The organism is Kribbella sp. NBC_01245 (assembly GCF_036226525.1).
In the GTDB taxonomy this organism is placed as follows: domain Bacteria; phylum Actinomycetota; class Actinomycetes; order Propionibacteriales; family Kribbellaceae; genus Kribbella.
The window spans coordinates 4,628,197-4,649,213 of sequence record NZ_CP108487.1; the positions used below are offsets into that span (position 1 = coordinate 4,628,197).

The 21,017-nt window shown below is 67.8% G+C and carries 23 protein-coding genes; 10 read left to right on the forward strand and 13 right to left on the reverse strand.

All coding sequences use genetic code 11. The features are described 5' to 3' along the window. Positions 1–27: 27 nt before the first annotated feature. The gene (phoU, locus tag OG394_RS20655) at positions 28–738 is read left to right on the forward strand and encodes a phosphate signaling complex protein PhoU (protein WP_328988639.1); all 711 of its coding nucleotides are present in this window, start codon (positions 28–30) and stop codon (positions 736–738) included. 101 nt (positions 739–839) lie between these two features. Then, positions 840–1,058: a hypothetical protein gene (locus OG394_RS20660; protein WP_328988640.1), complete on the forward strand. Its 219-nt coding sequence runs from the start codon at positions 840–842 to the stop codon at positions 1,056–1,058. Here OG394_RS20660 and OG394_RS20665 read toward each other — a convergent pair. The 3 genes from OG394_RS20665 to mshA are packed head-to-tail and all read right to left on the reverse strand — an operon-like array spanning position 1,039 to position 3,629. Next, positions 1,039–1,785, reverse strand: coding sequence for a phosphoglyceromutase (locus OG394_RS20665; protein ID WP_328988642.1), 747 nt, complete (start codon positions 1,783–1,785; stop codon positions 1,039–1,041). The two genes, OG394_RS20660 and OG394_RS20665, sit on opposite strands and share 20 nt — an antisense overlap. 9 nt (positions 1,786–1,794) lie before the next feature. Next, a complete protein-coding gene (locus OG394_RS20670; protein WP_328988643.1) occupies positions 1,795–2,283 on the reverse strand; it encodes a YbjN domain-containing protein in 489 nt (162 codons plus the stop codon). 44 nt (positions 2,284–2,327) lie between these two features. Continuing rightward, positions 2,328–3,629: a D-inositol-3-phosphate glycosyltransferase gene (mshA, locus tag OG394_RS20675; protein WP_328988644.1), complete on the reverse strand. Its 1,302-nt coding sequence runs from the start codon at positions 3,627–3,629 to the stop codon at positions 2,328–2,330. An 80-nt stretch (positions 3,630–3,709) separates the two neighbouring features. On the opposite strand from mshA, the gene OG394_RS20680 reads away from it, so the two are divergent. The 3 genes from OG394_RS20680 (at position 3,710) to OG394_RS20690 (ending at position 7,190) form a co-directional block, all read left to right on the forward strand. Further along, positions 3,710–4,444, forward strand: a complete 735-nt coding sequence (locus OG394_RS20680) for an SDR family NAD(P)-dependent oxidoreductase (protein ID WP_328996850.1) — start codon at positions 3,710–3,712, stop codon at positions 4,442–4,444. A 146-nt stretch (positions 4,445–4,590) separates the two neighbouring features. After that, positions 4,591–6,456 carry a translational GTPase TypA gene (gene typA / locus OG394_RS20685; RefSeq protein ID WP_328988645.1) on the forward strand — a complete coding sequence of 622 codons (1,866 nt, stop codon included), beginning with the start codon at positions 4,591–4,593 and terminating at the stop codon, positions 6,454–6,456. Positions 6,457–6,638: 182 nt separating this feature from the next. After that, entirely contained in the window at positions 6,639–7,190 is a 552-nt protein-coding gene (locus OG394_RS20690; protein WP_328988646.1) for a L,D-transpeptidase, read from the forward strand. Between the two features lie 19 nt (positions 7,191–7,209). Here the strand turns inward: OG394_RS20690 and OG394_RS20695 are convergent, their stop codons facing one another. Beyond that, positions 7,210–7,743 carry an O-acetyl-ADP-ribose deacetylase gene (locus tag OG394_RS20695; protein ID WP_328988647.1) on the reverse strand — a complete coding sequence of 178 codons (534 nt, stop codon included), beginning with the start codon at positions 7,741–7,743 and terminating at the stop codon, positions 7,210–7,212. 557 nt (positions 7,744–8,300) lie between these two features. On the opposite strand from OG394_RS20695, the gene OG394_RS20700 reads away from it, so the two are divergent. Then, a complete protein-coding gene (locus OG394_RS20700; protein WP_328988648.1) occupies positions 8,301–9,140 on the forward strand; it encodes a L,D-transpeptidase family protein in 840 nt (279 codons plus the stop codon). 23 nt (positions 9,141–9,163) lie between these two features. Here the strand turns inward: OG394_RS20700 and OG394_RS20705 are convergent, their stop codons facing one another. The 5 genes from OG394_RS20705 to ygfZ form a co-directional block, all read right to left on the reverse strand. Beyond that, positions 9,164–9,514, reverse strand: coding sequence for a DUF2516 family protein (locus OG394_RS20705; RefSeq protein WP_328988649.1), 351 nt, complete (start codon positions 9,512–9,514; stop codon positions 9,164–9,166). A 149-nt stretch (positions 9,515–9,663) separates the two neighbouring features. Further along, on the reverse strand, positions 9,664–10,239 hold the full coding sequence (locus tag OG394_RS20710; protein ID WP_328988650.1) for a hypothetical protein: 576 nt from the start codon (positions 10,237–10,239) through the stop codon (positions 9,664–9,666). 53 nt (positions 10,240–10,292) lie between these two features. Then, positions 10,293–10,778, reverse strand: coding sequence for a helix-turn-helix domain-containing protein (locus OG394_RS20715; RefSeq protein WP_328988651.1), 486 nt, complete (start codon positions 10,776–10,778; stop codon positions 10,293–10,295). A gap of 113 nt (positions 10,779–10,891) precedes the next feature. Further along, positions 10,892–11,848: an asparaginase gene (locus OG394_RS20720; RefSeq protein ID WP_328988652.1), complete on the reverse strand. Its 957-nt coding sequence runs from the start codon at positions 11,846–11,848 to the stop codon at positions 10,892–10,894. Between the two features lie 78 nt (positions 11,849–11,926). After that, positions 11,927–12,922, reverse strand: coding sequence for a CAF17-like 4Fe-4S cluster assembly/insertion protein YgfZ (gene ygfZ / locus OG394_RS20725; RefSeq protein ID WP_328988653.1), 996 nt, complete (start codon positions 12,920–12,922; stop codon positions 11,927–11,929). Between the two features lie 120 nt (positions 12,923–13,042). Here ygfZ and OG394_RS20730 point away from each other — a divergent pair, with 120 nt between their 5' ends. Then, positions 13,043–13,984 (forward strand): class I SAM-dependent methyltransferase, encoded by a 942-nt coding sequence (locus OG394_RS20730; RefSeq protein WP_328988654.1) that lies wholly within the window; start codon positions 13,043–13,045, stop codon positions 13,982–13,984. Positions 13,985–13,987: 3 nt separating this feature from the next. On the opposite strand, the gene OG394_RS20735 is transcribed toward OG394_RS20730, so the two are convergent. From OG394_RS20735 to OG394_RS20745, 3 genes are all read right to left on the reverse strand, one after another. Beyond that, entirely contained in the window at positions 13,988–15,598 is a 1,611-nt protein-coding gene (locus OG394_RS20735; protein ID WP_328988655.1) for a hypothetical protein, read from the reverse strand. Next, positions 15,595–16,410: a hypothetical protein gene (locus tag OG394_RS20740; RefSeq protein ID WP_328988657.1), complete on the reverse strand. Its 816-nt coding sequence runs from the start codon at positions 16,408–16,410 to the stop codon at positions 15,595–15,597. The genes OG394_RS20735 and OG394_RS20740 overlap by 4 nt, the downstream gene beginning before the upstream one ends. Positions 16,411–16,519: 109 nt before the next feature. After that, entirely contained in the window at positions 16,520–17,902 is a 1,383-nt protein-coding gene (locus OG394_RS20745) for a cation:dicarboxylate symporter family transporter (RefSeq protein ID WP_328988658.1), read from the reverse strand. Between the two features lie 143 nt (positions 17,903–18,045). Between OG394_RS20745 and OG394_RS20750 the strand changes: the two genes are divergently transcribed. Both OG394_RS20750 and OG394_RS20755 read left to right on the forward strand, forming a co-directional pair. Continuing rightward, the gene (locus tag OG394_RS20750; protein WP_328988659.1) at positions 18,046–19,317 is read left to right on the forward strand and encodes a sensor histidine kinase; all 1,272 of its coding nucleotides are present in this window, start codon (positions 18,046–18,048) and stop codon (positions 19,315–19,317) included. Then, entirely contained in the window at positions 19,310–19,999 is a 690-nt protein-coding gene (locus tag OG394_RS20755; protein ID WP_328988660.1) for a response regulator, read from the forward strand. Before OG394_RS20750 ends, OG394_RS20755 begins: the two co-directional genes overlap by 8 nt. Here the strand turns inward: OG394_RS20755 and OG394_RS20760 are convergent. Continuing rightward, entirely contained in the window at positions 19,996–20,490 is a 495-nt protein-coding gene (locus tag OG394_RS20760; RefSeq protein ID WP_328988661.1) for an FABP family protein, read from the reverse strand. The genes OG394_RS20755 and OG394_RS20760 overlap by 4 nt on opposite strands. Before the next feature lie 163 nt (positions 20,491–20,653). Between OG394_RS20760 and OG394_RS20765 the strand changes: the two genes are divergently transcribed. Next, a complete protein-coding gene (locus OG394_RS20765; RefSeq protein ID WP_328988662.1) occupies positions 20,654–21,016 on the forward strand; it encodes a DsrE family protein in 363 nt (120 codons plus the stop codon). The last annotated feature ends 1 nt before the right edge of the window (position 21,017 follow it).

Genomic DNA, 21,017 nt, shown 5'->3' on the forward strand with positions numbered 1-21,017 from the left:
AGACACCACAGATCGGAAGCAGACACGATGCGCGACACCTATCACGAGCAACTCGACGACATCCTCGCCGAGCTCGAACGCATGACGCGAACGGTGTCCACCGCCGTCCGGCGCTCGACCACGGCCCTGCTGACGGCCGACATCCGTCAGGCCGAGGAGGTGATCGCCGCCGATGTCGAGCTGGACGCCAGCGGCGAGGCCGTGGAGGACAAGGTCTTCGACCTGATGGCCCTGCAGGCGCCGGTCGCCAACGAGCTGCGGATGCTGGTCGCCGCGCTGCGGATGGTGGCCGACCTGGAGCGGATGGGCGATCTCGCTGCCCACGTCTCGAAGATCGCCCGGCTCCGCTACCCGCAACCCGCCATCCCCGCCGAGCTGCACAGCGTGCTCGAGGAGATGGGTGGAGTCGCGGGCAAGATGGTCGACGCCGCCGGTGACGTGATCCGTTCCCGCGACGTCGAGGCGGCCCAGAAGCTCGAGGCCACCGACGACGAGATGGACAAGCTCCGCAGCAGCCAGTTCCGGCTGATGATGGACGACTCCTGGCCGCACGGCGTCGAGGTGGCCGTCGACATCGCGCTGCTGGGCCGGTACTACGAGCGGATCGCCGACCACGCCGTCTCGATGGCCCGCCGGGTCGTGTACCTGGTCACGGGCGAGCTGCCCGTAGCCGTCGGCGGCACGGCAGCCGGCTCCGGCGCGGGCGCCTCGGCCCCGACGGTCAACGGCAACGACTGACACCACAAAAGCGAGCCGCCTGCCCCATCAGGGACAGGCGGCTCGTTTTTTGTTGCTCGAAAGGCTTGGCTGGATCGTGCGGTCGGCGTACTCTCGAACACATGTTCGATGACGACGAGGTGTACGCCCTCAGTCACGCCAGGCTACTGGTCGAGCTCGCCGAGGCCGGGGCGGGACTCGCACAAGCCCGGGCGGATCTGCGCGAGATCATCGCGGATCACCCGGACCTGCAAGAGCGGCTGCCCGAGCTGGAAGGGCGGCTCGACTACTACGACGCGGAGGAGGCCGTATTCGCAGCTATCAGCGGCCCTGGTTCTTGACGGCCTCGATGGCGGCCTGTGCCGCGGCCGGGTCGAGGTATTCGCCGCCCTTCTTCAGCGGGCGGAAGTCCTCGTCCAGCTCGTAGTACAGCGGGATGCCGGTGGGGATGTTCAGGCCGACCACGGTGGCCTCGTCCAGGCCGTCGAGGTGCTTGACCAAGGCGCGCAGCGAGTTGCCGTGCGCCGTGACGAGCACGGTCTTGCCGTCGCGCAGGTCCGGCACGATCGAGTCGTACCAGTACGGCAGCATCCGCTCGACGACGTCCTTGAGGCACTCGGTGGCCGGCAGGATCTCGCTCGGCAGGCCGGCGTAGCGCGGGTCACCCGACTGGTCGAACTCGCTGCCGCGCTCGATCACCGGCGGCGGCGTGTCGTAGGACCGGCGGAACAGCATGAACTGCTCCTCGCCGAGCTCCTCGAGGGTCTGCTTCTTGTCCTTGCCCTGCAGACCGCCGTAGTGGCGCTCGTTCAGCCGCCAGGACCGGCGGACGTCGATCCAGGACCGGCCCGCCACCTCCAGCGCGATGTTCGCGGTGCGGATGGCCCGGTGCAGGACCGAGGTGTGCAGCACGTCCGGCAGCAGGTCACGGTCGCGCAGCAGCTGGCCGCCGCGGTGCGCCTCCTCGACCCCCTGGGCGTTCAGGTCGACGTCGACCCAGCCCGTGAAGAGGTTCTTGGCGTTCCACTCGCTGTGGCCGTGACGAAGCAGGATCAGGCGGTAGGTCATACCCGCACTCTATCGAGGCTCGAGCCAGCCTTTGAACGCGTCCAGATTGCGGGTGGACTCGCCCCGGGAGACGCGCCACTCGTACTCCTTGCGGATGGACGAGGCGAACCCGAGTTCCAGGATGGTGTTGAACGACGAGTCGGCGTACTCGAGCACCGAACCGAGCAGCCGGTCCATCTCCACCGGGGTGACCGCGTGCAACGGCATCCGCCCGTCCAGGTGGATGTCGCCGAGATGGTCCACCGCGAACGCCACGCCGTACATCTTGAGGTTGCGCTCCAGCAGCCAGCGGTAGACGGCCTCGTGGTTCTCGTCCGGCCGGCGCGCGACGAACGCGTGCACGGTCAGAGCCTGCGTGCCGACGGTGAGCGAAACCGTGGTCTTGAGCTTCTTCTCGCCGGGCAGGTCCACCGTGAACTCACCCGGTTCGGCCTCGGTGAAGTCCAGCTCGTTCTCGGTCAGCACCTGGCGGATCACGTCCGCCGCCGACACCCTCATACCGCCACCTCTCGTCGTCGCACCCTGGTCTCAGGCCCTGTGTCTTAGGAAGGCGCGAGCTCCGCGGCCACCTCTGCCGCCAGGGAATCCTGGGCCAGACCGTACGCCGCCAGGGTGCGTTCGGCGGTCAGCTCCCAGCCGAATCCGCGCGCGTGTTCGACCGCCGCCCGGCTCATCTTGTCGCGAACGCCCGGGTCCGTCGCGATCCGGCGCAGCGCGTCGGCGAAGTCGCCCACGGCATGCCCCTCCACCAGCAGACCCGTCTGACCGTCCGCCACCGCCGTGGTCAGACCACCGACGGCCGCCGCCACGACCGGCGTACCGCAGGCTTGGGCCTCGAGCGCGACCAGCCCGAACGATTCCGAGTACGACGGAACGCAGACGACCGTGGCGGCCCGATACCAATCGGCCAGGCCTTCGCGGGCCATCGGCTTCACGAATCGCGTCACGTCGTCGACGCCTAACCGGCGGGCCAGCTCGGCATGGGCCTCGGGATGTTCCAGCCCATTGCCGGACGGTCCGCCGATCACCGCGACCACCAGCCTGTCGCGCAGCGTGGGGTCATCGTCGAGCAGCCGCGCGGCCGCCCGGATCAGCACGTCGGGGGCCTTCAGCGGCTGGATCCGCCCGACGAAGGCGAGCACGATCGCGTCCGCCGGTACGCCGACGGCGGCCCGGGCCTTCGCCTGATCACCCGGCTGGAAGATGTCCAGATCGACGCCGGGATTGACCACACCGACCTTCGCCGGCTCCGCGCCGTACAGCTCGATCAACTGGCCGGCCTCGTCATCGGTGTTCGCGATCAGCCGGTCGGCGGACTCGACCACCTGCTCCTCGCCGATCAGCCGGGCGGCCGGTTCGGGGCTGTCGTCCTCGGCCAGGCTGGCGTTCTTGACCTTCGCCATCGTGTGCATGGTGTGCACGAGCGGTACGGCCCAGCGGTCCCGGGCGAGCAGGCCGACCTGGCCGGAAAGCCAGTAGTGCGAGTGGATCACGTCGTAGTGGCCCGGCTCGCGGACCGCCTCGGCGCGCAGGACGGACCGCGCGAACGTACAGAGCTGGGCTGGCAGATCGTTCTTGCTGAGGCCCTCGAAAGGCCCGGCCGCGACGTTCCGCACGGTCACTCCGGGCAGCACCTCGACCTGGCGCGGTTGAGCCGACGATGTCGCGCGGGTGAACACGTCGACCTCGATGCCGAGGCCAGCGAGCTGTTTGGACAACTCGACGACGTACACGTTCATCCCGCCGGCGTCACCCGTGCCGGGCTGGTCCAGCGGTGACGTGTGCAGGCTGATCATCGCGACCCGCCGAAGCGGTGGGCGGTCCAGCCGGGGATCGAAGGTCACCCCTCCAGGGTATGCCCGCCTGCTGATCCGCGTTCGGGCCAGGCGAGCGGAGCAGGCAGACTGGAGGCATGAGCATTGAGGTGAGGCCGATCGCGGTGGTGACGGGTGCGAGCAGTGGGATCGGGGCCGCGTCGGCCCGGCGGCTCGCGGCCGAGGGGTTCGAGGTCATCTGCGCGGCCCGGCGGCTGGACCGGATCGAGGCGCTGGCGAAGGAGATCGACGGCCGCGCGGTCCAGTGCGACGTCACCTCCGCCGAGGATGTCGCCGCCCTGGCCGTTGCCGCGGGCAACGAAGTCGCCGTACTGCTGAACAACGCGGGTGGCGCCTTCGGTTTCGAGCCGGTGGCCGAGGCGGATCTCGAGGCCTGGCGGCGGATGTTCGAGGTGAACGTCATCGGCGTCGCCGCGGTCACCAAGGCGCTATTGCCCGCACTGATCGCGGGCGAGGGCCAGATCATCGTGATGGGTTCGACCGCCGGCCAGGTCGCGTACGAAGGCGGCGGCGGCTACGTCGCGGCCAAGCACGCCGCGAAGGCGATCGTCGACACGTTGCGGCTGGAGCTGTACGACCAGCCCGTGCGGGTGTGCGAGATCGCGCCGGGCATGGTCCGCAGCGAGGGATTCGCGCTGACCCGATTCGAGGGCGACCAGGCGAAGGCCGACGCGGTGTACGCCGGAGTGGCCGAACCGCTCACCGCCGAGGACGTCGCGGACATCGTCGGCTGGGTCGCCACCCGGCCCGCACACGTCAACATCGACCGGCTGACGGTTCGCCCGCGGGCCCAAGCCGCGCAACACAAGGTTCACCGCGTGTAGTCGAGGGCGTGCAATAACACACACGCGGAGGCGGCGATTCGCCGGTTGGCGCTCACTCGCCGTACCATGGGACGGCTGCGCCCGCACCTTTCAGGGGCCCGCCAACGACGTTGCCTGACCCCCGAGTTGCACTGGAGTGCTTTCGCATGCCCACCCGTAATGATCTGCGCAACGTGGCCATCGTGGCCCACGTCGACCATGGGAAGACCACCCTCGTCGACGCGATGCTGTGGCAGTCCGGTGCCTTCGGCGCGCACCAGCACGTCGACGAACGTGCGATGGACTCCGGCGACCTCGAGCGCGAGAAGGGCATCACCATTCTCGCGAAGAACACCGCCGTCCGGCACAAGATGGCCAGTGGCGAGACCGTCACGGTCAACATCATCGACACCCCTGGTCACGCCGACTTCGGTGGTGAGGTCGAGCGCGGCCTGTCCATGGTCGACGCGATCGTGCTGCTGGTGGACGCCTCCGAGGGTCCGCTGCCGCAGACCCGGTTCGTGCTGCGCAAGGCGCTGGCGCGGAAGATGCCGGTGATCCTGGTCGTGAATAAGGTCGACCGGCCCGACTCGCGCATCTCCGAGGTCGTCGACGAGACGTACGAGCTGTTCATGGACCTGCTCGACCACGACGCCGACCAGAGCGCGCTCGACTTCCCGGTCGTGTACGCCTCGGCCCGCGCCGGTCGCGCCTCGCTGAACAAGCCCGCCGACGGTTCGCTGCCGGACTCCGAGGACCTCGAGCCGCTGTTCGAGACGATCATGGCGAACGTGCCCGCCCCGACGTACACCGAGGACGCGCCGCTGCAGGCCCACGTCACCAACCTGGACGCCTCGCCGTTCCTCGGCCGGCTCGCGCTGGTCCGGGTGCACGAGGGCACGCTGAAGAAGGGCGCCCAGGTCGCCTGGTGCCGCCACGACGGCTCGATCTCGCGGGTCAAGATCACCGAACTGCTGATCACCGAGGCCCTCGAGCGGGTGCCGGGCGAATCGGCCGGACCGGGCGACATCTGCGCGATCGCGGGTATTCCCGAGATCATGATCGGTGACACCCTGACCGACCCGGAGAACCCGAAGCCGCTGCCGCTGATCACGGTCGACGAGCCGGCCATCTCGATGACCATCGGTACCAACACCTCGCCGCTGGCCGGCCGGGTCAAGGGCACCAAGGTCACCGCCCGCCTGGTCAAGGACCGGCTGGACAAGGAACTGGTCGGCAACGTGTCGATCAAGGTCCTGCCGACCGAGCGTCCCGACGCGTGGGAGGTGCAGGGCCGTGGTGAGCTGGCGCTGGCCATCCTGGTCGAGCAGATGCGCCGCGAGGGTTACGAGCTGACCGTCGGCAAGCCGCAGGTCGTCACCCGTGAGATCAACGGCAAGAAGCACGAGCCGGTCGAGCGTCTGACCATCGACTGCCCCGAGGAGTACCTCGGCACCGTGACGCAGCTGCTCGCCGTCCGCAAGGGCCGGATGGAGCAGATGACGAACCACGGCACCGGCTGGGTCCGGATGGAGTTCCTGGTGCCGGCCCGTGGCCTGATCGGCTTCCGCACCGAGTTCCTCACCGACACCCGCGGTACCGGTATCGCGCACCACGTCTTCGAGGGTTACGAGCCGTGGTTCGGCGACCTGCGGACGCGTCCGTCCGGTTCGCTGGTCTCCGACCGCACCGGCGTCACCACGTCGTACGCGATGGTGAACCTGCAGGAGCGCGGCACGATGTTCTGCGAGCCGGGCACGGATGTCTACGAGGGCATGATCATCGGCGAGAACTCCCGCGCCGACGACATGGACGTGAACATCACCCGCGAGAAGAAGATGACCAACGTCCGGTCCAACGCCGACGAGTTCGAGAAGCTCGTGCCGGCGCGCAACCTGTCGCTGGAGCAGTCGCTGGAGTTCTGCCGCGAGGACGAGTGCGTCGAGGTCACCCCGACCGCCATCCGGATCCGCAAGGTCGCGCTGTCGCAGGTCGACCGCGCCAAGCTGGGACGCGCCAAGAACAAGAGCTGAGTGCCAAGCGCCGAAGAATCGCCGGCGCCAGGGCACTAGCGCGTCGTTCAAGTGGATGATTGACCAGGGTCACGAAACCGGCGGGGGAAAGTTTCGGTTTCGTGACCTTCTGGGTCGAACCGGATCCACTTGCGCGACGTCTACCTGTTGAACACTCACACAGTTGGGGGAAGGAACGGACCATGAGCATTCTTCGTAAGTTCGGCGCCGCGACAGTCGCAGCGGCAGTGATGGGCAGCGGCCTGATGGCCGCGAGCACGCAGGCCCATGCCGCGCCGACTGGTGGGGCCGTGCCTGCGGCGAAAACTGCTCCGGCCGCGACGACGTCTTCATCGGCCATCGTCAGAGGCAAGCTGCAGATCGACCGGCGGTGCCTGGCCGCGGGCCGCATCCTGTGCGTCAACAAGACCACCCGCAAGGTCGTCTTCATGCTGAACGGCAAGGTGCTGAAGTCGGCCGACGCGCGCTTCGGCGGCCCGGCGACGCCGACCCGGCAGGGCGTCTTCAAGGTGTACCGCAAGTCGCGTCACCACGTCTCCCGGCAGTACGGGTCGGCGATGCCGTACGCGATGTTCTTCAGCGGCGGTCAGGCCATTCACTACTCGGCCGACTTCCGCGCCCGCGGCTACGCCGGCGCCTCCCACGGCTGCGTGAACATGCGCAACCGCGAGGCCATCGCCTGGATGTACGCCCGCACCAAGATCAACGACAAGGTGATCGTCTACCGCTCGTAGTTTCCTGGTCGTTTGCTTTTCATGAAGGGTGGTTCCCCGGTGGGGGGCCACCCTTCATGCTTTTCATGCTTCGGCTGAACGCTTTGACCAGGCGGGGCTCGATCAGGCAGAAGATGGCCTTTTCGACCGCGGTCGGGGTGGTGCTGATGGTCTGTACGGCGATATCGGCGGCCGATTGCGCGGGCCATCCGTAGATCCCGGCGGAGACTGCCGGCAGCGCAAGCGTCTTGAGCCCTAGCTCATCGGCTATCCGCAGGGCGTTGCGATAGCAGGACGCGAGCGTCTCCGGATCCCGCTGGCCGGCGTTGTAATTGGGCCCGACCACATGAATGACGTACGACGCGGGGAGCTCCCCGGCCGTCGTCCATGCCGCTTCACCGGGTTTGATCCCATCGGGATACCGCTCGACGCACTCCGCCAAAATCGCCGGCCCACCGACCCGATGAATCGCCCCATCCACCCCACCACCCCCGCGCAACGAGTGATGGGCCGCATTAACAACCCCATCCACCACCACCGTCGTAATATCCACTTCTCGCACCTCAATCCGCATCCCCCCATCCTGCCCCCGCCACCCCCGGCAACGCCCGCACCCCGCCACCACGCCAACACCGGCAGGCGCTCGCGAGCCGCATCCCCTAAGCACTGCGTCGATTGGTCTGGATTCGCCCGCTGCTAGGGCGTTGAGTATTCCGACCAAGGCCGCGCGGGCGAATCCTGACGAATCGACGCTAACGGCCCGCCCCGAACCCCGCCTGCCCGGACCGTTCTGGCCGTCGTACGCCGAAAAGCATCCGGGGAAGGATATTCGTGGACCGGCATTAGCGACGATTCGTCAGGATTCGCCCGCACGGACTGATTCCGAAAACTGAACCGCCTCGCAGCGGGCGAATCCAGACCAATCGACGCAGGGCTTGGGGGATGCCGATCCACCGGGTGGTGCCGGTGTTGGCGGGGTGGTGCTGGGCGGCAGGGTGGTGGGCGTGTTGTCGGCGTGGCTGCGTGGGGGAAGTTGACGGGTCGGGAATTCTGTTGGGGTTTGGGCAAACCAGATTGGGGTGGGGGGCGTCTTACGTGTGTATAGCGGGATTCGATGGCTTGGGGGCTGGGATGCGGTTTTTTGGGAAGGTGCTGACTACGGCGACGGTGGTTGCCGGGGCGCTGGGGTTGGTTGCGGCGGGGGTTGCCGTTTCTGCGCGGGCGGATGGCGGTCAGACCAAGGCACAAGGACAAACGGAACAGCAGGTGCCGCGGGCTGGTGGGGTGAAGACGGTGCCGTTCGAGGTGAGCGGCGAGTTGCCCATCTATCCGAAGGCGCTCTGGAAGCTCGACTCCAACGGCCTGGCCGTCCGGAAGATCGAGGCCCGGTTGATCCAGCTGAAGCTGCTCGACCCGCAGTACCTGGATGACTCCTTCGGCACGATGACCCGAGGCGCTGTGAAGAAGTTCCAGACCTCGCAGGGCATTCCCGCCCTCGGCTATGTCGACCAGAACACCTGGGACAAGCTCAAGGCCGCCACCCACGAGCCGACGCAGAAGGAGCTGTTCCCGCCGGCGCCGATCGTCAACGGCAAGAAGCTGGACCCGCGCTGCGCCACCGGCCGGGTGCTCTGCATCGACAAGTCCACCCGCAAACTGCGGTATGTCGTGAACGGCAAGGTCATCAGCAGCATGGACGTCCGCTTCGGCGCGAAAGCCACCCGGACCCGCGAGGGCCTGTTCAGCGTGAACTGGAAGAGCCGGAAGCACGTCTCCAAGCTGTACGACTCGAAGATGCCGTTCGCGATGTTCTTCAGCGGTGGGCAGGCCGTGCACTACTCCTCGGACTTCGCCGCGCGCGGTTACAACGGCGCCTCACACGGCTGCGTGAACGTCCGCGATCTGCAGAAGATCGAGTGGCTCTTCGACCAGGTCAACGTCGGCGACAAGGTCGTCGTCTACTGGTCCTGACGCCGGCCACTCAAAAACGAACGTCAGAGCGGGCGGGGTCCACGGCGGCGGCGAATGCCCCAACCGCCTCGGCCCCGCCCAGCGGCCTCGCGCAACGCCGGCCGGGCGTCGACCAGGTAGACCGCGGCGGCGACGATGCCGAACAGGCCGAAGAAGCTGAGCACACCCTGGAAGATGTGCGACAGGCTGAAGGCGGCGAGGATCAGCACCCAGCCGGGTTTGGTGAGTTTGTCCGCCCGCAGGAACACGCTGCGCGGCCGGAAGGCGGCGTCGATCAGCGCAATCAGCTTGAGACCGAGCAGCGCCCACCAGACGATCTCGACCGGACCGCCGAAGCCCGGGAACAGGTTCGGGAAAGTCGCGAGTGAGATCATGACCCGAGCCTAACGCAGTGAAAGGGTTGCCCTCGCCTGCTGGTTGGCAGACAGAACAACCCTTCCACGATCAAAGCTCCAGAACAACCACGATCAGCGATCGGCGCGATGCTCTCAGCGACGAGATCGCGACCACTGAAAAACCGTGATCAGTCGCCGACCTTGGCGGCGGCGTCGGTGGCGGCCTTGCTCGCGCTCTTGGCGGTCTTGCGGGCGCTGGTCACGGTGGACTTGGCGCTGCGGGTCGCCGACTCGGTCGCCTTGCGGGCGGTGGTCCGGGTGGCCTTGGCCTTGCTCACGGTCGACTTGGCCTGGGCCTCGAGGTCCTCGGTGGCCTTCTGGCTGCGGATCCGGGTGACGAGGTCCTTGCCGCGACCGGCCAGCTCGTCGTACGTCTCCTCGGCCTGGCCGAGCACGGTGGTCAGGTTGGCCTGCACGGTGGTCAGGTTCGCCTGCACGATGCCCGGCAGCTCCTTGAGCTGGGCCGGCACGGTCTTGGCCTCGGCGGCGAGGGACTCGAAGCGCTTGGTCAGCTCGGCCTGGGCCTTGGCCAGCTCGGTCTGCACCTTGGACAGCTCGGTCTGCACGGTCTTCGGCTGGTCCTTGAGCGCGGCGATCCGGACGGTCGCGTCGGCGCTCACCTCGCGCAGCTTCTCGACGGCGAGGTCGCCGGCACCGGCCAGGGCGTACAGCGGGGTGACGGTGGACTTGGTCAGCGTGGGCATCAGGCGTTCTCCTAAAGATGGTGTGCGATGGATTCGAACGATCGGCCCGGCGATCAGGCCCGGGGTGAGGTCCGGCCGTTCTTCTTCGTCGTCGCGGCCTTGCGAGGTGCCTTGGCGGCAGCCTTGCGTGGCTTCACGGCGGCAGCAGGGGATGGTTCGGCAGGTGGTTCGCTCGCTTCGTTCTCACGCACGAAGGACGCGTACACATCGAGCAGGACCCGCTTCTGGCGCTCGTTCAGCACCGGGTCGAGCAGCACCGCCTCGACCACGTCGATCCGGCGCTCGGCCGGGTCGGCGTTGTCGTCCGGGTCGAGAATGCCGGCCCGGATGTACAGCGTTTCGGCGGAGATCCGCAGGGCCTTCGCGAGCTGTTGCAGCACATCGGCCGACGGCTTGCGAAGTCCTCGCTCGATCTGACTCAGGTAGGGGTTGGACACCCCGGCCAGGTCGGACAGCTGCCTCAAGGTCAGTTGAGCATGCCGGCGTTGTTCGGCGAGGTACTCCCCCACCGATCCGACGCGATCACCCAACGAGGCCATAGCCCCATCATGCTTGCAGCCTGCTTGCAATTGCAAGCAGGCTGGCCGTGAACTGAGTCACCTCAGGCCGAACAAGCCTGAAACCTCAATGAAACAAGGGGAAAACGTTAACGCTAACCAGTAACGCTGCTAGCAGCGTGGACCGACCCGACCGGCCGACCGCCACCGAGCAAAGGCTCGCGCAGCTGCCCCTCGATCACCGGGCCATCGAGACCGAGGCGTTGCAGCGCCGAGGCCATCACCACCTTGCGAGCCCGGACACCACCGTCGTCGATCTTCAGCGCGATCCCCCGCCCATCCGGTAGCCCAACGGCGTACACCGCCTCGGCACCGGCCTTGCAAAGCAGACCCGGTACGGCGTGCATCAGCTCGGTCTCGTCGCGACGGGTGCCGCTCGCGTACTCGGGGAAGGAGCGGAAGGCGTCGGCGATCCGTCCTTCGAGGCTGTCCGGCGCGGCCGCGGCGAACAGGCCGAACGAGCGGGCCAGCCCGGCCAGGCTGATCGCGAGCAGCGGCGCACCACAACCGTCGATCGCGACAGCCGCGACCTTCTCACCGGCGCTGTCCTCGATGGCGGTCCGGATCGCCTGCTGCACAGGGTGTTCCGGCGCGCGGTACGTCGCGAGGTCCCAGCCGTTCGTCTTGGACGTCGCCAGCATCGCGGCGTGCTTGCCCGAGCAGTTCATCGTGATCGGGTCCTTGCCGTGCCCGGCGCGAATCCACTCATCGCGAGTGTCGTCGTCGATCGGGTACGCCGCGGGGGTCTGCAGCGCCGACTCGTCCAGCCCGACGCCGGCGAGGATCTCCCGAACGCCGTCCAGGTGGATCGACTCGCCCGAGTGGGACGCGCCGGCGAGCGCGAGCAGCCGGCCGTCGAGCACCAGGCCGGAGCGCAGCATGCCGAGCGCCTGCATCGGCTTGTTCGAGGAGCGCGGGAACATCGGCCGGTCCACCACGCCGACGGACCACTCGACGCTTCCGTCCGGGGCGGTCACCACGACGGAGCCGTAGTGATGGCCCTCGACGAAGTCGTTGCGGACGATATCGGCCACGATCACAGGTTCGGTCACGACCAAACGATAGGTGATCGCCTTACATCCCAGACCACTATGGACAGTGGTTCAGCTCACACGAGGCTCACACGGAGCTCACAACCGGGCGCGGACGTGCAGCCCGATCTCGGGATCGACCAGCGCCTCCTGGGTGGCCATCACCGTCGGCTGCTCCTCGGCCACCACCTGCAGTACGGCGTCCGCGGGGGTCGACCGCTTGACCAGCGCGAGCGCGATCGGGCCGAGCTCGTGGTGCCGCGCGGCGGATCCGACGTACCCAACGGTCTTGCCGTCGAGCTGGATCGCGTTGCCATGGGCCGGGAGATGGTCGACCGAGCCGTCGAGGTGCAGCCGGACCAGGCGGCGCGGCGGCCGGCCGAGGTTATGCACGCGAGCCACGGTCTCCTGACCGCGGTAGCAGCCCTTCTCGAGATGGACGGCGACGTTGAGCCAGCCAAGCTCGTTCGGGATGGACTTGTCGTCGGTGTCGAGGCCGAGCCGGGGTGCGCCCGCCTCGATCCGGAGCGCCTCGTACGCCCAGACGCCGGCCGCTGGTCCCTCCAGCGAGGCCAGCTCCGCGCGCGGCAGGAAGACCTCATGCCCGCCAAGCGAATCGGCTGCCGCCCGGGTGACCGGCCCACCGGCGGCAGGCGCTCCCGGTCGCCAGACAATCGCGTAGTCGGCAGTGACATCGGTGATCTCGACCCGCGACATGAACACCATCGAGGTCAGCCAGCCGATCAGGGCAGCACCCGCGCCAGGCTCGGTGTGCAGCCAGAAGGTCTCGCCGTCGTCCACGCCGTACATCGCGTGCTCGACCCGGCCGGTCGGCGACAGCACCAGCGCGGTGGTCGACGTACCGGGCTTGAGACCCTCGAAGAACTGGGTGGTGATCGCGTGCAGCCAGGTCAGCCGGTCGGGCCCGGCGATCGTCACCACGTCACGATGGGAGAGGTCCACGAAGCTCGAACCGGCCGCCAGCGCACGCTGCTCACGCAGGTCGGAGCCGTAGTGCGCCGCCACCCCCGCGTCCAGGCCGTCGGCCTGAACGGCACCGGGCAGATCGAGCAGGGGACTGCGATAGCTGGACATGTCACCAATAGTAGGCCGGTCTCCACCGGGGAGGCCGCCGGTATCGACTGAGGCAAGATCGAGATGCCAAACGCGCGGAAACCTTCGCATCCGGCCCGCACCGCTGCTACGGTCCCCTGCATGTCTGACACTGCCAGGACACAGCTGGAACATGACCTGGAATCGATCAAAGGCTGGTTCAACCCATCCGACCGTCGTCTGTTCAGCTGGCTGCTGAAGCGCCAGCTCGACCGCGGTGAAACCGGCAACCTCGTCGAGGTCGGCTGTTACCTGGGTAAGAGCACTGTCCTGATCGGCGCCTATCTAGCCGAGGGTGAGACCTTCACCGTGCTCGACCTGTTCGGCGCGGATGCTCCCGATGCCTCGAACAACGCCGAGACGAGCGGCTCCTACGCGACGCTGACGCAGGACGCCTTCGAGGCGAACTACCTGCGCTTCCACGACGAACTGCCGGTCGTGATCAAGGCGCCGTCGTTCGAGATCGTCGACCACGTGCCATCCGGCTCGGCCCGCTTCGTCCACATCGACGCCTCCCACCTCTACGAACACGTCGCGGGTGACGTCGACTCGGCCCGCAAACTGCTGCAGCCGGACGGCATCGTGGTGTTCGACGACTTCCGGGCCGAGCACACGCCCGGTGTCGCGGCGGCGGTGTGGGAAGGCGTGCTGACCAAGGGGCTGCGGCCGATCTGCGTCACCGAGTCCAAGCTGTACGGCACCTGGGGTGATCCCGCCGAGGTCCAGGCCGAGATGGTCAAGTGGACCGAGGGTGAACCGGGCGCCTGGGCGGTCAGCCAGGAGATCGCCGGCCACACCGTGCTCCGGGTGAAGGCACCCCTGGTGACTCCCCCGAAGCCCGCGGCCGCCCCGGCAGCACCAGCTCCGGCCGCAAAGGCAACCCCGGCCCCGGCGCCGGCACCGACCGGCCCGGCCGCGCCCAAGTCGGCCAAGCCGACCGCGACGCCGGCCAAGCCGCGGACCGGGTTGCGGCGGGTGGCCAAGGACTGGCTGCCCCCGGTCGTCCACCGCAACATTTCCAAGCAGCTGCGCAAGCGCCGCTGACCACTACTTCCCGCGCAAGGCCTTGCGCAACTTGCGTGCGGGCGCGCCGACGATTCGGCCGATCCGCACGGTTCGCGAGTTGCGCAGGGCCTTGAGGTCTTTCTCGACCTTGGCCTTCTGCGCCTTGGCCGTGGCCACCTCGGCCTTGAGCTTGGTGATCTCCTTGCGCAGCGGCTCGAGCTGCTTCTCCGCGGTCGCCAGCTTGCCCTCGAACCAGCGGGCGCGGGACGCGTTCGACTCCTCGCGCTGCCGGACGCCCACCTCGGCCGTGGCAGTCGTCGCCACCAGCCCGGCCGTCAACCGGTCGAGCACTGCCTGGTCGACCGGCGCACCCCGCATCGCCGCCACCCACGCCACGGCCTCGGGCGCGGTCAGGTACGACGGCCAGGTCCGGCGATATCCGTGCCGCTCGGTCTGATCCACCAGTACGGCGATACTCGCGACGAGTTGTTCCTCAGCCGTGTACGCATTGCCGTGCTCGGGCGCCAATGCGAGGAACGCGTACGCGCCGTCGGTGGTCCGCACGACCTGGTCGGCGCGAGCATGACCCGGAGCCGCGAGCGTGCCGAGCCAGGCGGCGTACGACGCGATCTCGGCGCGAAGGCGCTGCTGATCGGGCGCAACGACGGCCTGCAGGAGCAGATCCGAGACGAGTGCGCCGGACGGCAACGGCTGTCCCCCGCCATACCGCGGCACGCCATCGACGTACCGGATGGGCTCGGCGACGTCGGCCACGTGGGCGATCAGGTCCGGCGACGGCACGATCGGCGTCGATGCACCGGCGACGACAAGCCAACCGCTAGCGAGCTCCTCGAATCGTCCTGCGCGCCAGATACGCCTGAGCAGCAAGTACGGGTCGCGGGCCATCGGGCGGTGCTCGAGGACCTCTGAGGCCCGGGCCGACAGTGCCGCCAGCACGCCCGCATAGGTGTTCCGGTCGACCACAGCGGCCGCAGGACCCCACGCCACAGTGGGAGACGTCAGGGTCGGGTAGAGCGGCCAGGCGGCGGGAGCGCCTACGACCGCCAAGAGCTCGCCTGCGCTTTGCGGACGCGTCTCGTCGGCACTGGACGGCTTGTCCCATGCAGGAGTCGTGTGGTCGGTCTCGGGCTGAGTCTTCGCGGACAACCTGTGCGCGCCCAGCTCGTTCTCGACGGCAAGGACCAGCACGCCGTCTGACGCCAACAGCCGACGCAAGTCCGTCGTACCGGTGGCAAAGGTGGGCTCAGGGCCTTCCGGCGAGTACAGGCGGCGTACGTCGTCCAGTGCGACTACTGCGTCGAAGGTGCCGTCCTTGAACCTCTCGAGGCTTCCGCAGACCACTGTGACCTTCTGGCCGTCGAAACGCTCGGCGAGGGTCTTGGCGTCCGGGATGGACCTAACGAGGCAGGTGACGTCAGTGTCGCTCGACAGGCCGATGGAGAGGACAGCGCCGACCAGCTCGGGCCCGTGCGGTCCGGCCAGCAGGACGCGATTACGGCCGGCCAGGGCCTCGGCGACCACCGGGAACTGGGCACCAGGATGCGGGACCGGCCACGGCGAGTCGAAATCCGACCAGGTCGGCAGCTCGCCACCGATCAGCTGTACGGAAGCCGGAACGTCTTGGTCACTCATCGCGCACTCCACCCCAGTTCGAAAGTCAGCTCGGCCGGGCTCAGGAGGTTGTCCAGCCCGAGCTCCGCCCGCGTCACCGCAGCCATCAGATCACGATCGACGAACGGCTTGTGCAGGTCCGGATACAGCCGCTGCACGTAGTGCTTGGCGTCGAAGCCGCCACGGTCCTCGACGAAGTCCATCGCGGGCCCGTAGACCCCGACATCGCAGCCGACGGAGGCGCCGTAGAACAGCGCGGTCGACAGCCGGTTCGAGGCGACCCGCTCGTGTTTGCGCAGTTCGGCGAGCTGTCCGTGCAGGAATCGCGTGTTCGTTCCCTGCCAGAGAGTGCCGCGCTGGCCATGGCAGATCACCCGGAAGCCCGCGTCCTCGTAGGCGCCGCGGACGTCGGCCATGTCGTACTCGATCCAGTACAGGCAGATCGTCACCGGGCCGGGTTCGGTGGCCCGGATGGACGCGATCAGCTCGTTGTGGTCGCCCTCGACACTGCCCTGCTCCCAGGTGTGGAACGGGTAGAAGATGGTGCCCTCGCGCTTGTCGGGCAGCTCGGTCTCCTGCTCCAGGAGGTAGGCCCAGGGCGATCCGATGACGGCGTAGTCACGCCAGCCGATCGCCTGCCCCCGCCGCCTGGCCACGTCGGACCAGACGTACTTCACGAAGCCGAGCGGTGGCTCGTGCCCCGGCCCGAAGCCGTGCAGCACGTTCCAGCCGTGCTGGAGCACGCCGGCGATCCGTGGCGGCTTAGCGGGATCGAGCCCGCAGTACGCCGACAGGATGTGCGCATGTCCGTACCAGTGGTTGCTCGAGTCCATCAGCAGTGGCCTGCCGGAACGAGCTGAGGGGTTAGAAACACCAAGGCATTCTAGAAGGCGAAAGGGTGGCGACATGCCGCATGTCGCCACCCACGCCGATTTACTTGCTTTAGGAGACGTCACCCGCAAGGGCCGGAGCGGGCATTCCCTTCGGTTCCAGGGGCACATCGCCGGCGTGCGTGTCACCGGCTGCGAAGGCCGCTTCGTCGAACGGATCGTCGCCTGCGAACACCTGCAGCGCCTGCTCCTTGTCGAACAACCCGACCCAGTGGCCGACCAGTACGGTCGCTACGGCGTTACCGGCGAAGTTGGTCAGCGCCCGCGCCTCGGACATGAACCGGTCGATACCGACGATCAGGCCGACACCGTCGACCAGGTCCGGCCGGTGCGACTGCAGACCGCCGGCCAGCGTCGCGAGGCCCGCACCGGTGACACCGGCCGCACCCTTCGAGGCGACGATCATGAACACGAGCAGTGACACCTGCTGACCCACCGAGAACGGCTGGCCCATGGCCTCGGCGATGAACAGCGAGGCCATCGTCAGGTAGATCGCCGTGCCGTCCAGGTTGAACGAGTAGCCGGTCGGCACGGTGATACCGACAACACCCTTCTCGACGCCGAGGTGTTCCATCTTGCCGATCAGGCGCGGCAGGGCGGTCTCGGAGGAGGAGGTCGAGACGATCAGCAGGAACTCCCGGCCCAGGTACCTCAACAGCTGGAAGATGTTCAGACCGGTCACGACGCGGAGGATGGTCCCCAGAACCACCACCACGAAGATTGCACAGGTGATGTAGAAGGCCAGCATGATCTTGGCCAGGCTCACGAGCGCGTCGGTGCCGGTAGCGCCGACCACGGCCGCGATCGCGCCGAACGCGCCGATCGGGGCCACCCACATGATCATCGACAGGATCTTGAAGACGAGCCGCTGGATGTGCGTGATACCGCGCACGATCGGATCACCCGCACGGCCGAGGGACTGCAACGCGAAGCCGACCAGCAAGGCCACGAAGACGGTCTGCAGCACGGCGCCTTCGGTCAGCGCCGACACGATCGTCTTCGGAATGATGTGCAGCAGGAAGTCGGTCGTGCTCTCCGAGCCGGTCGCCTGGCTCTGTCCGGCCTTCGCCGCCTCGGGGGTCAGGTTCAGACCGCTGCCGGGCTTGACCAGGTTGCCGACCACCAGACCGATGCCGAGGGCAACGGTCGACATGGTCATGAAGTACGCCAGGGCAAGGCCACCGACCTTGCCGACACTCGCGGCCTTGCGGACCGAGCCGATGCCGAGCACCAGCGTGCAGAAGATGATCGGGCTGATCATCATCTTGATCAGGTTCACGAAGCCGGTGCCGAGCGGTTTGAGCTCGACCGCGAAATCACGGAACAGCAGTCCGACGCCGATGCCGAGAATGACGGCGACGATGACGGCGATGTACAGGAAGTGCGTTCGGTCGTTACGTACTGGTGTCGGTCGTGGGGCGGTAGTACTGGACATAGGGCTTCTCCTTGGGGCAGCGCCTGGCCTGGGGACCGTTGCTCAGGTAACTGTGACGTGACGCACAGGCGAAGTGCAGATTTCGTTCATATCGTTCGCGTTCTTGTCCTTACTGTCGGCACGCCGACGGTTACAGCGGCACAATGGCGTACGTGATGCGCCGCCCGAGCGAGCTGCGACGCCAGGTGCTCTGGCTCCAGGCGTGGACCGTCGCGCTCCTGATCCTGGTGGTCTGCAGCACCTCGATCGTGCTGGCCAAGGAACAAGCGGACCGCGCGGCCGCCGTCGCCGGCGTTCCCGCGCCGGGCTGGTGGGAGCTGACCCGGCCGGAATTGCGGTCGCTGCTCGGCCTGGCCTGCCTGATGCTCGGCATCTCGATCGCCGGCAACGCGCTGGTCTCGTGGCGGGTTCGCCGCTCCACTCGCGGTAAGGGGACCCAGACGCTCGCCTGGATGCTCGACTTCTACGAGGGCGTGCTGCACGCGGCCCGCGAAGGCCTGCTGCTGCTCGACGCCTCCGGGCAGGTTCAACTCGTGAACGACGAGGCGCGGCGCCTGCTCGGCCTGCACGACGTACCGCCCGGGACAGGGGTTGCCGAGTTGGGTTTGCCGGCCACGCTGGCAAACCTGCTCACCGAGGGCCGCACGGCGTACGACGAACTGCATTTGGGCGCGAACGGCGTGCTCGTGGTGAACCAACTCCCGGCCCAGACGGCCGATGGCGGGCGCATCGTCACGCTGCGAGATCACACCCAGCTGCAGCGGCTTCTCGGTGAGCTCGACGCCGTGCGGAGTCTGGCCGAATCCCTGCAGGCGCAGAACCATGAGGCGTCGAACCGCCTGCATACGGTGGTCAGCCTGATCGAGATCGGCCAGCCGGACAAGGCCCGCGAGTTCGCCGTCTCCGAGTTGCAGTTGGCTCAGGCGATGACCGACCGGGTCGTCGGCACGGTCGGCGATCCCGTCTTGGCTTCGCTGCTGCTGGCCAAACTCGCGCAGGCGCAGGAGCGCGGCGTACTGCTCGGTCTCGATCTCGGCTCGGAACCACTCGATGTCCGGCTGCCGGCGCAGGACGTCGTCACCGTCGTCGGAAACCTGCTGGACAACGCGATCGAGGCTGCCCGAGGTGGTACGGCGCCACGTCGGGTCGAGCTCGTCGCCCGAACCACCCGCGAGTACGTCGATCTGGCCGTCACGAACACCGGTGCGGAGCTGGGGGCCACCGATCTGGCGCGGATGTTCGACCGTGGCTGGAGTACAAAGGCCGAGCCCGGGCATGGTCTGGGGCTCGCGCTAGTGCGCAGTACGGTCGAACGCTGGCAAGGTCAGCTGATGGTCGATCCCGACTCGGAGATCGACGACCTGCCCGCGCTGACCGTGCGGGTCCGGCTGCCGAGGGCGGTGAGCGGTGTCTGAAGACCTGCGCGTGCTGGTGGTCGAGGACGACCCGATCGCCGCCGAGGCCCATCGCACGTACGTCGACCGGCTACCGGGATTCGCCTGCGTCGGCGTAGTCGGGTCGGCAGCCCACGCCATCCAAACGCTCGCCCAGGGCCAGATCGACCTGGTACTACTCGACATGAACCTCCCCGACGGCCACGGCCTGGACGTCGTACGACGTATGCGTGCTGCCGGTCTAGGTACCGACGTGGTCGCGGTGACGTCTGCCCGGGAGGTGGCCTCCGTACAAGCCGCGGCCCGGATTGGCGTTGTGCAGTACGTCTTGAAGCCGTTCGCCTTCGAAACGCTCCGTGACCGGTTGACAGCTTACGCCCGGCAGAGGCGTTCGGCGACGGCTGGGCGGACTGTGGCGGACCAGGACGAGGTCGATCGGTTGTTCCGGCCGGTGGTGCGTCCGGAGAACTCGAGCGTTCCCAAGGGCTTGGCCGGGTCGGTGCTGGAGCGGGTGGTTCGGCTGCTCGGTGATCGCGAAGGCTGGACTGCGGAGGAAATCGCGACAGAGCTCGGCACTTCGCGTATTACGGCCAGGCGGTACTTGGAACACCTGGCCGACCAGGGACAGGCCTTGCGGACGCAGCGCTACGAAGGGCGCAGTGGGCGTCCGAAGGTGGAGTACTCCTGGATTTCCGAGAGTTAGGCGCGGATCAGGGTGGCCCAGAGGTGGGGCTGCAACTGGTGGCCTTCGGCGGCCATGTCGTACGCCCACATCAGCTCGCCCTTGACCAAGCCGTACAGCCGGTGGCCGGCGCTGACCTCTTTGGCCGTGGCCGTGCGCGCGACGACGTCCGTGCGCATCTCGATCTTGGCGCCGTCGATCTCGCCGTACCAAACCTCGGCGAAGCCGGTCGGATGGGCCAGCACGACCTCGAGCTTGCCCTCGGGCTTCGGCCGCCAGAAGCCGGTCTCGACCGCGAGCGGGCGCTGCTTCGTGCCGTCCTCGCCGACGATGTAGGTCTGGCTGACGTAGTGCAGGTAGGGCTTGCCGTTGTGGCTGAAGTCGATCTGCTGCCCGAACTCGAATTTGTCGATGGTCGGGTACTCACCGTGGCCGCGGCCCTCCCAGCGACCGAGCAGCCACGCGAGCGGCATCAGGTCGGGGTGCAGGTCCTGCGGGATCTCGAAGGCCATCAGGGCGCCGATCAGGACCGGCCGCGATAGAGCCGGTAGACGACGAAGGCCGAGAACCACCCCATGAAAAGGGTGACCAGGACCAGCAGCGAGGTGAAGACGACGTGCAGCACGGCCACAGTCTAGGGGATGCGCGCGGCCGGTCCGTGACTACGCTGTGGTGATGTCGCGCACCCTGGTGATCAAACTGACCGCAGGCTCGGACGAGGCGGAGCGGGCCAACCAGGCCTTCACCGTCGCCGCCTCGGCCCTCGCCTCCGGAGCACCCGTCTCGCTCTGGCTCACCGGCGAGGCGGTCTGGTTCGCCGTGCCCGGACGGGCGGAGCAGTTCGACCTGCCGCATGCGGCGCCGCTGAGTGACTTGCTGGCGGCGGTGCTGGCTGGAGGCACGCTGACCGTTTGCACCCAGTGCGCGAAGAGGCGGGAGCTGAGCGAGGCGGATCTGCTCCCCGGCGTGCGCGTCGCCGGGGCGCCTACGTTCACCGAGGAGATCCTCACCCCGGACGCTCAGGCCATCGTTTACTAGC